Origin of the sequence: Hyphomicrobium sp. (assembly GCF_041674905.1) — a bacterium.
GTDB lineage: Bacteria > Pseudomonadota > Alphaproteobacteria > Rhizobiales > Hyphomicrobiaceae > Hyphomicrobium_B.
Genome location: NZ_JBAYUV010000018.1, coordinates 1 through 13,173 on the forward strand (window position 1 = coordinate 1; position 13,173 = coordinate 13,173).

Genomic DNA, 13,173 nt, shown 5'->3' on the forward strand with positions numbered 1-13,173 from the left:
CGGACAGCAGGACGAATATCTGCTCAAGACGATGACCGACTTTCACAAAGGCGACCGCACGACCTATCCGGGCATGGTCGCCTTGATGAAATCCATCGATGAGGCGGACATCAAATCTCTGGCCGCTTATCTTGCCGGATTAACCATGCCTGGCCGTCCGGGTTAAGTCGAACACGGCTTCCATCTCAAAGTCTTGATCGATCCGTATGCGCATCGTTTTTCGGCTTTGAGAATTTGCAACATTTCTCAAGATTGCAGACCCGCCGCGCAAGTTGAACGGCGGGTCATCTTTTTGCCTCGAATGCTCTGACTTCTTCGTCGTTAGCGGGATATCGACACTGAAAAATGAGACGGAAGGGTCGTCATGTCGGTTCCGCTGCGCTCGTCGGCTTTCGAATCTTATTCGATCTATGACGAGGATGATCTTTACCCAACCGAGTTTGAATTGGACGCCGGTGAGCGGATCGGCGGTCCGGTCGTGCGCGCCAATGACGTGCTGGCGTGGTGCATGTCGCTTGCGATGATCGTCGGTAGCGCGTGGGTGATGACGCACGACGATGGTGCGTTGCTGACGCGTTTGCCGGAACTGGCGGCACGTGTCTCAAACTCAATTGTGAGCCTGATGCCCGCAGCGGCCGTTCCGAATGAAACGCCTTTGAGCCGGCCTTTGGTGTCGACGCCAGTTGGACCACCGCAAGCCGCGGCGGCGCCTATTCCTTTGCCGGAGCCGACGGCCATTCCCGAGGCGCCGGCGATCAAGTCGGAGCCGATGGAAACGCCCGATCCGGGTGCCGCGAGCGAGGTTGATAAAGCCGCTCAGGATTCCTATCGAGCACGTGCGGAGGCGGCGGGGCTCAATCCGGATATTTCGCGGTCGCTGCTGATGCGGTTTTCGCCGAATGATTTTCGCAACGCGCGCATCGCGATCGAGCGGGCGGTGGCAAAAACGCCGGACGGCGGTGTGTTCGTCTGGCCGCGCCAGAGAAAGCCCAAGGAGGCGCTGTTCCAGGTGAAATTCGTTGAAGGCGCAGGGCCGGATTGCCGGAGATACGTCGTCACCGTCACGATGGACAACTGGACGACGACGGCATCGCCGATGGAAAAATGCGGTGTGCCGAAAATCGCGGCGCCAGCGGCCGTCAGCACGAACATGAAAAAACGCGCGGAGCCGTAGTCAGCCGGCGCCCGCGCGTTTGGATTGATTTCGATAGTCTCAGAGCTTGCAGAGCGTTGCGGAGCCGCGGCATTCCCAGCCGACGCTGCCCGGCGCGCACTGATACGAGCGCTTGCCGAATGTATAGCCCGGCGTCGTGCCGCTTGAAATGTACGTGAAGTAAATGCTCCAGTCGGTGGACTGCAGAAGCATGGCATCGACCTGGAACTTCGCGAGGTCTTGCGTCAGCGCGTCGCCGACGGCCGTTTTTTTGAAGCACGACTTTGCCTCGGCCGGAGTGCCCGCTAAAGCTCCGGCGAGCAGGCCGGCCGCCATCATCAAGGAAACATGGCGCATGTGCTGAAACCCCCATTGAATTGTGCAATTGGATTGAAGCGCAGAACCTGCCACACGCGTTTGACGATCACAGATAAAATTGTGTTTCGGCATGCGGATTTCCGAGGCATCGCGTCTTTGATGCATCGCAAGGAAATGCCCGAGGCGTTCGGCTCGTCAGCCGTTTGGCTTTTGCAGGATGATCCGCCCGCGCGACTTGCGGCCTTTTTTTGCGGTTCCCGGTGTTGTCTTCCGAACGACCGGAGTGACAACGGCAACGGGCTGCGGCGGAGGCGGAACGATAGACGGGAGGCCGGATGCCCTGCCGCTGCTGACCACTCCGCCAGTGCCGCTTCCCAAAAAGCCGGAATCCGGCGTCATCAACGGATCAGGCAGCAATGTCGGACCGCGCCTGTCGACCGGGGCCGAGACCACTCCAAGTCCGCGCACGCGAGGGCCTGAAGCGGATTCGTACGCCAAAGCGGATGATGAAAAAGCCGCCACGCTGAGCGCAATACCGGCAACGCTCAGATGAAACGCCTGTACAACGGATTTGAATGCGGAAGGCATGGTCAGGGATCCTCGCTGGAAAGGTCGCTGGATGCGTCGCAATTGCAGAGAGAGTCTGCGCGCGAGGCCGTGACGTCAATGTTTTTCGTCGCTGCGTTGCAATCGGCAGGCGCCGCACGCACATCATGTTAGAAGTTACGATTTTTCAACCTGAACTGAAGGCCTGCTGCTCCAGGCCTTCGGCTTGATCTACTATCCAGGACAGAGAATTCGTTCGTTGACTGAGTTGATGCTTCCGGCGTTTCAAAAGTTAACGACTCGAACTCAAATGCGGCTGCGGAGTTTCAATATTGTCTGGCCGTTGCGCCGCCAATGCCAAGGAATGCCATGGGCAAGAGCGAGCAGAAATCCCTCAAGCCTGAAGACGCGGAAATACGCGAGTGGACGGAGTCGATCGCATCCGTCATCGCGTTCGAGGGCACGGGCCGCGCCGACGATATCCTGAAGGAGGTTGTCGCACGAGCCCGCCACAGCGGCGCCGCCCTGCCGTTCGCATCGAGCACCGCCTACATCAACACCATTCCATCGCGCGATGAGGTCCAGCATCCAGGCGACCGGGACCTCGAGCACCGGATCGTCGCGGCGATCCGCTGGAACGCGGCGGCGATGGTCGTTCGAGCCAACGCGGAATCGACCGAGCTTGGCGGCCATATCGCGAGCTATCAGTCTGCCGCGACGCTCTACGAAACGGGCTTCATGCACTTCTGGCGCGCGCCGACGGAAGATCATGGCGGCGACCTCATCATGTTTCAGGGTCATTCTTCGCCGGGCATTTACGCGCGCGCGTTTCTCGAAGGCCGGATCAACGAGGACCAACTCGTGCATTTCCGCCGCGAGATCGGCGGGCGGGGTCTTTCATCATATCCGCATCCCTGGCTGATGCCGGACTTCTGGCAGTTTCCGACCGTTTCGATGGGCCTTGGACCGCTGATGGCGATCTACCAGGCGCGCTTCCTGAAATATCTTGACGATCGCGGTCTCGCAAAAACCGAGGGACGGAAAGTCTGGGTGTTCTGCGGCGACGGCGAGATGGATGAGCCGGAAAGTCTCGGCGCCATTTCGCTCGCGGGCCGGGAAAAGCTCGACAACCTGATCTTCGTCATCAACTGCAATCTGCAGCGGTTGGACGGGCCGGTTCGCGGCAATGGCAAAATCATCCAGGAACTCGAACGCAATTTTCGCGGCGCGGGCTGGAACGTCATCAAGGTCATCTGGGGTTCGCAATGGGATGAACTGCTTCTGCGCGATAAAACCGGCAAGCTCCGGCAACTGATGGAAGAGTGTGTCGACGGCGAATACCAGGTCTTCAAATCGCGCGACGGCGCCTATATCCGCGAGAACTTCTTCGGTCGCTATCCGGAAACGGCGGCCCTCGTTGCCGACTGGTCGGATGACAAGATCTGGCGGCTGACGCGCGGCGGTCACGATCCCTCGAAGGTGTATGCGGCCTACGATTCCGCTGTCCGGCATAAAGGTCAGCCGACGTGCGTGCTCGCCAAGACCGTCAAGGGCTACGGTATGGGCAATGCGGGCGAGGCGACGATGCTCGCGCACCAGTCCAAGAAAATGGACGTCGATGCGCTGAAGCATTTTCGCAATCGCTTCAAGGTTCCCATCGACGAGGGCGAGATCGCCAGCCTGCCCTTTATCCGCTTTCCGAAAGGTTCGCCGGAAGACGAATACCTGCATAAAACGCGCAAGGCGCTCGGCGGCTATTTGCCGACCCGCAGGCGGACGTCGCAATCTCTTATCGTTCCGCCACTCTCAACTTTTGAGTCCCAACTCAAAGGCTCGGAGGGGCGCGAGATTTCGACGACGATGGCGTTCGTGCGTATTCTGACGACGCTGATGCGCGACAAGGAACTCGGTCGCCGCATCGTGCCGATCGTACCCGATGAAAGCCGGACGTTCGGCATGGAGGGCATGTTCCGGCAATTCGGCATCTTCAGTCAGGTGGGACAGCTTTACCGTCCGCAGGATGCCGACCAGCTGATGTTCTATAAGGAAGACAAGACCGGACAGATGCTGCAGGAGGGCATCAACGAGGCGGGCGCGATGGCGTCTTGGATCGCGGCGGCCACGAGCTATTCGACGTCGAACGTGCCGATGGTGCCGTTCTATATTTTCTACTCGATGTTCGGCTTCCAGCGCATCGGCGATCTCGCGTGGGCGGCGGGCGACGAGCGCTGCCGTGGTTTTCTGCTCGGCGGGACGTCGGGCCGCACGACGCTCAACGGCGAGGGGCTGCAGCACGAGGATGGCCATAGCCATATCCTATCGGCGACCGTTCCCGACTGCATCTCCTACGATCCAACGTTCGGATATGAAGTCGCGGTGATCATCCAGAACGGCCTGCAACGCATGCTGGCGGATCAGGAAGACGTGTTCTTCTATCTGACGCTGCTGAATGAGAATTACGAGCATCCCGCGATGCCCGCCGGCATCGAGGACGACATCATCAAGGGCCTATATCTGTTCAGGGCCGCGCCGGACAATTCAGCCCGTCACAAGGTGCAGTTGATGGGCTCTGGCGCGATCCTGCGCGAGGGGATCGCCGCCGCCGATCTGCTGCGCGACGACTGGGATGTCGACGCCGATGTCTGGAGCGTCACAAGCTTCACGGAGCTTGCGCGCGAAGCCTACGATGCCGAACGCTGGAATCTCCTGCATCCGGAAGAGACGCCGCGCGTTCCATACGTGACGCAGAAAATCTCCGGGCGCGGCGACGGGCCGGTGATTGCCTCGACCGATTACATGAAACTTTACGCCAATCAGGTCCGCGCGTCCGTGCCGAACCGTTATCGCGTGCTCGGCACGGACGGTTTCGGCCGCTCCGACTATCGTCGAACGCTGCGCGCGTTCTTCGAAGTCGACCGGCATTTCATTGTGGTCGCGGCGCTGAAGGCGTTGGCGGAGGAAAACAAAATTCCTTCGATCAAGGTCGCGGAAGCGATCCGCCGATATGACATCAATCCCGACAAGCCCAATCCCGCCCGCAGCTGATCGACAGGCCGAATGAAATGCCGTTCATAGACGTCAAGGTTCCCAACATCGGTGATTTCGACAAGGTGCCGGTCGTCGAAATTCAGGTGAAGGTGGGCGACGAGGTCAAAGTCGACGATCCGCTCATCACGCTCGAAAGCGATAAGGCGGCGATGGATATTCCCTCGCCCGAGCAGGGCAAGGTTGCCGAAGTTCTTGTCGGTGTCGGCGACAAGGTCAGCGAAGGCAGCGCAATCATTCGCCTCGATGTTTCATCGGCGAACACGGGCAAGTCACAGTCGAAAGGCGATAGCGAGAGGGCCGAAGATTCGGGGGAAGCGTCAGCAGAGCCGCCTACAAACGTTGCAACCGTGACCACGGCGGCGCCGGCGCATCAACCCGCGAAGCCGGAATCGAAAAATGACGGTTTGTCCGCCCCCAAGGACTTTGGCTCCGTGCACGCGAGTCCTTCCGTACGCCGGACGGCGCGAGAGCTTGATGTCGATCTGACAAAAATTACGGGTACCGGCGAAAAGGGTCGCATCACCAAGGACGACGTGAAGCAGTACATCGCGCGGAGCGAAGGCGGGGGAGGGCTAGGCATCCCTGAGATTCCCGCGCAGGACTTTGCCAAATACGGGGCGGTCGAAACGAAGCCGATGTCGCGATTGAAGCGGCTGGCGGGTCCCCATCTGCATCGCGCCTGGCTGAATGTGCCGCATGTCACGAATGCCGACGAGGCCGACATCACGGATCTCGAAGAGTATCGCAATGAGCTTGACGCAGCGGCCAAGGAGAAGGGCTATCGCGTCACCTTGGTTGCGTTTCTGCTGAAGGCGGCCGTTTCCGCGTTGAAGGACTATCCTGACGTCAATTCCTCGCTGTCGCCATCCAAGGACGCGTTGATCCTCAAGCGCTACTACAACATCGGCGTTGCCGTCGACACGCCGGACGGTCTTGTCGTTCCGGTCATTCGTGATGTCGATCGCAAGGGCGTTCTCGAACTCAGCCAGGAACTGGGGGCCGTTTCGGCGCGCATGCGCGACGGCAAGATCATGCCCACGGACATCACCGGCGGCACGTTCTCGATTTCCAGCCTCGGCGGGATTGGCGGCACGACTTTCACGCCGATCGTCAATGCGCCCGAGGTCGCGATCCTCGGCATCGTGCGTGCGAAGATGCAGCCGGTCTGGGACGGTGCCGCATTTCAGCCGCGTCTGATGCTGCCCCTGTGCCTGTCTTACGATCATCGTGCCGTCGACGGCGCTTTGGCCGCGCGCTTCCTGCGCAAGATTTGCGGCGCGCTCGCCGATGTGCGGCAACTGGTTTTGTAAAGGAACGGCGACGCAATGAGCGCGGAGAACACGAGGGAGCCGGATCACATCTGCGATGTCGTCGTTATCGGCGCGGGGCCTGGAGGTTACTCAGCGGCCTTCCGGGCTGCGGACCTCGGCGCACGAACGATCCTTGTCGACCGCTGGCCGGTGCTCGGCGGCGTTTGTCTGAATGTCGGCTGCATTCCTTCGAAGGCATTGCTGCACACGGCATTCATCATCGATGCGGCGCGCGGCTTGGCAGAGCACGGCGTGGCTTTTGCAAATCCCGAGATCGATCTCAAAAAGCTCGCCGCGCACAAGGATTCCGTCGTCAAGAAGCTGACGAACGGTCTCGCGGCGATGGCGAAAGCCCGGAAAGTCATCACGCTGCAAGGAACGGGGACCTTTTCCGATCCGCATCACCTCATCGTCACGTCCGAAGATAACCGCGAAACGATCGTGCGATTTGACAAGGCGATCATCGCGGCAGGTTCGGAAGCGATGACATTGCCGTTTCTGCCGTCTGATCCGCGCATCGTTGACTCGACCGGCGCGCTGGAATTGCGGCAGATCCCGAAGACGATGCTTGTGATCGGCGGCGGCATCATCGGGCTTGAAATGGCGACGGTCTATTCGACGCTCGGCGCGCGCATCGACATCGTCGAGGCTCTCGATGGGCTGATGCTCGGCGCCGACCGCGATCTCGTTGCGGTATGGCAGAAGATAAATGCGCGCCGCTTCGATCATGTCATGATGCAAACGAAGGTCGTTTCGGCCAATGCCGAGCCCGATGGCATTCATGTCCGTTTCGAAGGATCGAATGCCCCGGAAAAAGCAGTCGTCTATGATCTTGTTCTTGTCGCCGTTGGGCGCAAGCCGAACGGCAATGCGATTGCCGCTCAGAACGCGGGCGTTACGGTGACGGAGCGAGGCTTCATTGCCGTCGATAAGCAGATGCGCACGAACGTCAATCACATCTTTGCGATCGGTGATATCGCGGGCGAGCCGATGCTTGCGCACAAGGCTGTGCATGAAGGGCACGTCGCAGCCGAGAACGCCGCCGGAAAAATGAGCTTTTTCGATGCGCGCCAGATTCCCTCCGTCGCCTACGCCGATCCCGAAATTGCATGGGCTGGCGTGACGGAAACCGAGGCGCAGCGGCAGGGCATCGCCTTTCGCAAAGCCGTGTTCCCCTGGGCGGCATCCGGGCGCGCGATCGCCAATGGACGCGATGAGGGCTTCACGAAACTTCTGTTCGATGCCGAAACGCAGCGCATCATCGGAGGCGGCATCGTCGGTATCGACGCAGGCAATCTGATCTCTGAAATCTGTCTTGCGATCGAGATGGGTGCTGATGCGATCGATATCGGCAAGACGATCCATCCGCATCCGACGCTTTCGGAAAGCGTCGGCATGGCTGCTGAGGTTTTCGAGGGCGTTTGCACCGATCTGCCGCCGCAGAAACGGCGGTAGCGACGTCTGCCCAGCTCGGGGTCGTTTATTGTACCCAAAAGCTATCGATGACCTCCGCCGCCCATGTGACCGCCACCCATGTGACTGCTGGGCATTGTCGCGTGCGAAAGTGCATGATCTTGCAGGCTGCTCCCCGCTCCGATGCCCGACGCAGTGGTGTGTGTTCCCATGCCTGCGCCAGGAGTCGTCGTCGGTTGCGCGAAGACGGGGTTCGTCAGCGGAGCGGGATAATTGCTTGCCGGGTTCGGCGTCGGAGGTGTTGTCAGCGGCTGAGGATACATGCTTGGGGATAGAGGCGAGGGCGCAGGTGTCACGCCAAGGCCGGATGTTCCTGTGCTTGTGCCGTTATTCGAGGACCCGCGCTCTTGAATAGCATTATAACTCCTTCCCGGAGCACCCGGATTGGAGGAATTATCGGCGGGGTTCGTGGTCGAGCTGCCAGCTGCTGTTCCGGGATCAATTATCAAACGCTGCGCGCTTGGTGCGGACGGATCAAGCCTGTTCTGCTCGACGGGCGACGGCGAGATGTTGGCAGGAGTTTCGGAAGAACCCGTGGCGTTTTGGCCGGTCGTGCTCGTCGACGGCGAGGGAGCGGTACTATCGGTCGGATTTGCTGCGCCGGGCGATACAGTTGTGTTTGGGTTAGTGACTGTTTGGGCCGCTGCAGACGTTGTCACAATCGCGAATGCTACGGCGACGGAATAGATACGAGAGTCCATAGGCATCTCCATTATGTGATGCCCCCGCAAAGTAAACTCGGGCAACGATTTTGAGTTCCTGGGATGGCGTTGCCTGCAATGGCGGCATGACGTGTAAGGACTTGGAGAGACAGCAAGATAGCTTCGACGCCACCGCTGAATAAAGGCATGCTTCATCGAACGCCAAAACTGTCAGTATACGTCTTGCGTAAACGGAATTATTGTCGTTGAGTAGTCGGAGATTTGAAATTTTTCCGGTCGTCACGGTCGGCTAATTTTCTCGTTGCTCGCAGGAGCGGCGGAGTGACTGTGTTCTATTGCCGCCTAACAGGATTTTGAGAATTGATTGATCCGCATACCCTGTCCGGTCTCACTGAGAGTTGAAGGTTTGTTGGTTGAAGGTTTGATTCATGCTGAGCGCGCGGAAAGCTGACATCACAAATTCCGGAGCCGCGGTCGAACTATCGGCGCAAGAGATCGATGCCCTGCTGGCTGAAGCCATGGCTGTCGATGTGCTGCTTCAGAAAGAACGCCCCGGCCCATACGATGTCGTGCTTGCGCTTTCTGCTTATCTCTCGTCGCTGGCGGCGAAGGGCCTCTTGGATGCCGATAGAAAGCCGTTGGCACGTTAGCATCCCGCAGCGTCGTCATTTCATCCGCGTTTAAAGCCTGGCGGAAATGTTATTTATTCTCTTGCGGCGTTCGCGATTTTCGGTCCGATTAACCTGTCGGACAAGAGAACCAAATTCTTTGCCCGTGCGTTGTGTTATGCTGGCTTGACTCGGCCACGACCAACGTTTCGATAAAAGCGCTCATGGCAAAAGAAAAATTGGCAATTGCCCTTGGCGGCGGCGCCGCTCGCGGTTGGGCACACATCGGTGCCCTCCGAGCCCTGGCCGAAGCCGGACTGAAGCCCGACATTGTTGTTGGAACGTCGATTGGCGCGATCGTCGGAGGGCACTTCGCCGGAGGACGGCTCGATCAGCTCGAGGATTTCGCGCGAAGCCTGACGCGCCGCCGCGTTTTTGGATATCTCGATCTGAGCGTATCAGGTTCCGGATTGATCGCGGGAGAGCGCCTGTTTTCCCGTTTCGACGAACACCTCAAGGGTTTGCGCGTCGAAACGTTGCCAACCAAGTTCGCCGCGATCGCGACGGATCTTTCCAGCGGACATGAAATCTGGCTGCGGCGCGGGCACGTCAATGATGTGGTGCGTGCCTCATCAGCGATTCCAGGCATTGTCAGGCCCGTCAAGTTGAACGGCCGCTGGCTGATCGACGGCTGCCTCGTCAATCCGATCCCGGTTTCCGTTTGCCGTGCTCTGGGCGCCAGAACTGTCATCGCCATCAATCTGACGAGCGAATTCGGCCGTGGCGGCATACTTGTCGATGATGACGTCGAGGAGGACGAGATCGCGCCGGTAGTGGAGGAGGTCGCGCCCATCACGCGCTGGAACGGACGTGGCGCGCTGCAGCTTCTGCACCGCCAGCTTTTCGGTCATCAGAAAGAGGCTGCTCCTGGCATTACGTCGGTGATCCTGAATTCCTTCAGCATCTTTCACGACCGTATCGCTCGCGCGCGCTTGATGGGCGATCCGCCGGATCTTTTGATCTCGCCCGATCTCGGGCATATCGGCGTTCTCGATTTCCACCGCGCCGATGAGATGATCGCGGCGGGGCGTGCCGCGATAGAGCCGCATCTGCCAATGGTCGAGCGCTATCTGCGCGAAGCTCCGAGCAGCGGCATTCAAGGGCGATTTTTTTCGCCCTGATGCTTGCTTGGCATCCGATCTAGGCGACAACGCTTGTCGAGATGCTCCCGAGATTGCGAACAACTGCGTCACAGGGAGTCTACAAGGTCTCTACGGATGCCCGAGTAGAGGCGTGTCCGACTCGGCACGCGTGACGCGCAGGTCAGGGCCGGCCACGCAAACACATTCATTTCCGTGAGCACATCCACGAGCCCCCTCGTTCAGCACAAGGCGTCGCTTCGTCGGCAACGGAATCTCGATGGCGCGCCGAAGCATTCGGCGCGTGGGTGATCGGAGTAGCGTGACGCGCATCCCGCGGTCCGATTGCGCCGCCGCCATCACCAGGGCGACCCGTCCTGTTCTTGCTGGCTCCCTCGTCGCCCTAATCGGCTTCATACGATCAGCATAGAAAGCAATTCATTAAGGATAACGGCATAGCCTGCCGGGAAAGTTTTTTGGCTTCAAGGAAACATCGCGAAAGATGCCAAGCATCCGACGGCGAACGTTAGGAACATGAAAATGCTGCTGAATTCGGCCACAGGTCGTAATATCTTCGCGGTCGCAGCATGCGGCCTGATCGCGACTATCACGGCTTCGGCCGTGCTGTTCTATCGCTCCTACCAGGACGTCCGGAGCACCAGCCTTGACCGCATGCGGGAGATCGCAAAGGCGGAAGCTCTGACAAGCGAGAAGCGGATCGATCGTAGCGCTCGCATTGCCGACGCGCTTGGGTCGGTTCTGGAGGTCATGAAAGATAGCGGCGAAGCCAACCGCGCCAGGGCCGACGGGATCTTGCGTCACTTGCTGGAAAGCAACCCGGATATTCTCGGCATCTGGACGGGCTGGGAGCCGAACGTCTTCGATGGCAAGGACGCCGACTTTGTCAAAGCACACGGCCATGATGCAACGGGTCGTTACGTTCCTTATTTCGTCCGGGGGACGAATGGGGAAATATCCAACACGGCGCTCGTCGATTATGCGGTGCCAGGCGCCGGCGATTACTATCAGCTGCCCTTCACCCGGCAAAAGACCGTCGTTATCGAACCCTATGCTTACGCGATTGACGGTAAAGAGGTTCTGCTTACTTCGATTTCCAAGCCGGTTGTCGTGAACGGCAAGGCGCTCGGCGTTGCCGGGATTGATCTTTCGCTCGCCGAAACCAGCAAGGCGCTCTCGGCCATTCACCCCATGAGGACGGGCTATGTCAGCCTAGTGAGTAGCGGAGGCAAGATCGTCGGCCATCCCAACGAGGCCTTAATCGGCAAGAGCCTCGCGGAAGGCGGCGTGCAGACGGCCGGATGGGATAAACTCGTCGCCAATCCGGGCATCGAACAGCAGATCGCGGCAGAGGATGGTACGGCATACCTTGCCGTCGCATCGCCCATCAAGCTCACTCCAGAAAACACATGGTATGCGATCGTCGCTGTTCCGAAGAGTACCGTCTTTGCGCAGCTGAACACAATGATCCGGGACGCGGCCCTGATTGTCGCGACGGCCGCCGCGCTTCTTGCCCTGGCAGGTTGGTTCATTGCTCGCCGCTTCATCGGCCGCATCTCCAACATCATCGGGGAGACGGCGCAGATCGCCGAAGGCAACCTGCAGCTCGAATTGAAGGATAGCAAAGTCAAGGACGAGATCGGCGATCTCGCCCGCTCGCTCGAAGTGCTACTCGACAACAACCGGGAAAAGGCCCGGCTCGAAAAAGAAGCCGAAGCCCATCGCAGCCTTTCCGAAAGGGATCGCATCGCCCGTCAGGAGCAAGAAGCAAGAGACGCGGCGAAGGTGGAGAAGGAACGCCTTGCCCGTCAGGAGCTGGAAGCCAGAGACGCGGGGAACGTGAAGTTTGCCGTCGATAGCCTTGCCGCCGGTCTGTCTCAACTTTCCAATGGCGACATGTCTTACCGGATCGATGCCCCGTTCACGGCTGCTCTGGATAAGGTGCGCCACGACTTCAATAATTCGGCCCAGAAGCTGGAAACGGCTTTGACGCAAGTGGCCGAGAACGCCCGAGGCATCGAATCCAATTCCGACGAAATCCGCTCTGCCGCCGACGATCTGGCCAAGCGCACCGAACAGCAGGCCGCAGCCCTCGAGGAAACCGCTGCCGCGCTGGAAGAGATCACCATAACCGTCAAGAATTCCACCGAGCGGGCACAGGAAGCGGGCGAGCTCGTCAGCCGTGCGAAGGCGGGTGCGGAACAGTCCGGCATAGTGGTCCGCCGTGCCGTCTCGGCGATGGAAGCCATCGAGAGGTCGTCCTCGGAGATCACCAATATCATCGGCGTGATTGATGAGATCGCCTTCCAGACGAACTTGCTTGCGCTGAACGCGGGCGTGGAGGCGGCTCGCGCGGGTGAAGCAGGCAGAGGCTTCGCCGTCGTGGCGCAGGAAGTACGCGAGCTTGCACAGCGGTCCGCCAATTCCGCGAGAGAGATCAAGGTGCTCATTGGCACGTCCAGCGAGCAAGTTCGCGAAGGTGTCCAGCTTGTCGGTGACACGGGCCGCGCTCTGGAAATCATCGTTGCCGAAGTGCAAGAGATCAACCGCCATGTCGCCGCGATTGTGGAAGCGGCGCAGGAACAGTCGGCTGGACTCCAGCAGGTCAACATTGCAATGAATCAGATGGATCAGGATACGCAGAGGAACGCGGCCATGGTCGAGGAAACCACTGCTGCCACGCACAGTCTGTCGCGTGAGGCCACCTCGCTCAATGAGCTTCTGACCATGTTCAAGCTTTCTGGTGGAGCGCGTCAGGCATCGCCTCCGGTGCGCTCGGCAACCGGCTCGGAAAAGCTTGCTGCTTCTCCGGTGCGCGCCCTTGGCCGAAAGATCGCAAGCGCCTTCTCTGGCAATGCCGCCAAGAAGGTTGCGTGGGAAGACTCTTGATCAACGCCT

The 13,173-nt window shown here is 59.5% G+C and carries 9 protein-coding genes; 8 read left to right on the forward strand and 1 reads right to left on the reverse strand.

Translation table 11 applies throughout. The features are described from left to right. Positions 1-364 precede the first annotated feature (364 nt). Positions 365-1,174, forward strand: a complete 810-nt coding sequence (locus WC026_RS09240) for a hypothetical protein (protein WP_372710602.1) — start codon at positions 365-367, stop codon at positions 1,172-1,174. 39 nt (positions 1,175-1,213) lie between these two features. On the opposite strand, the gene WC026_RS09245 is transcribed toward WC026_RS09240, so the two are convergent. Next, the gene (locus tag WC026_RS09245; RefSeq protein ID WP_372710603.1) at positions 1,214-1,510 is read right to left on the reverse strand and encodes a hypothetical protein; all 297 of its coding nucleotides are present in this window, start codon (positions 1,508-1,510) and stop codon (positions 1,214-1,216) included. An 876-nt stretch (positions 1,511-2,386) separates the two neighbouring features. On the opposite strand from WC026_RS09245, the gene aceE reads away from it, so the two are divergent. The 7 genes from aceE to WC026_RS09280 all read left to right on the forward strand — a co-directional run bounded on the left by aceE (position 2,387) and on the right by WC026_RS09280 (position 13,164). Next, positions 2,387-5,062, forward strand: a complete 2,676-nt coding sequence (gene aceE / locus WC026_RS09250; protein ID WP_372710604.1) for a pyruvate dehydrogenase (acetyl-transferring), homodimeric type — start codon at positions 2,387-2,389, stop codon at positions 5,060-5,062. Positions 5,063-5,079: 17 nt separating this feature from the next. Beyond that, positions 5,080-6,375 (forward strand): 2-oxo acid dehydrogenase subunit E2, encoded by a 1,296-nt coding sequence (locus WC026_RS09255; protein ID WP_372710605.1) that lies wholly within the window; start codon positions 5,080-5,082, stop codon positions 6,373-6,375. Between the two features lie 15 nt (positions 6,376-6,390). Continuing rightward, the gene (lpdA, locus tag WC026_RS09260) at positions 6,391-7,830 is read left to right on the forward strand and encodes a dihydrolipoyl dehydrogenase (RefSeq protein ID WP_372710606.1); all 1,440 of its coding nucleotides are present in this window, start codon (positions 6,391-6,393) and stop codon (positions 7,828-7,830) included. A 402-nt stretch (positions 7,831-8,232) separates the two neighbouring features. Beyond that, complete coding sequence (locus WC026_RS09265; protein WP_372710607.1) at positions 8,233-8,535, forward strand: hypothetical protein; 303 nt, start codon at positions 8,233-8,235, stop codon at positions 8,533-8,535. Between the two features lie 403 nt (positions 8,536-8,938). After that, a complete protein-coding gene (locus WC026_RS09270; RefSeq protein ID WP_372710608.1) occupies positions 8,939-9,160 on the forward strand; it encodes a hypothetical protein in 222 nt (73 codons plus the stop codon). A gap of 182 nt (positions 9,161-9,342) precedes the next feature. After that, entirely contained in the window at positions 9,343-10,299 is a 957-nt protein-coding gene (locus WC026_RS09275; RefSeq protein ID WP_372710610.1) for a patatin-like phospholipase family protein, read from the forward strand. Between the two features lie 498 nt (positions 10,300-10,797). Next, entirely contained in the window at positions 10,798-13,164 is a 2,367-nt protein-coding gene (locus WC026_RS09280) for a methyl-accepting chemotaxis protein (protein ID WP_372710611.1), read from the forward strand. Positions 13,165-13,173: the final 9 nt, after the last annotated feature.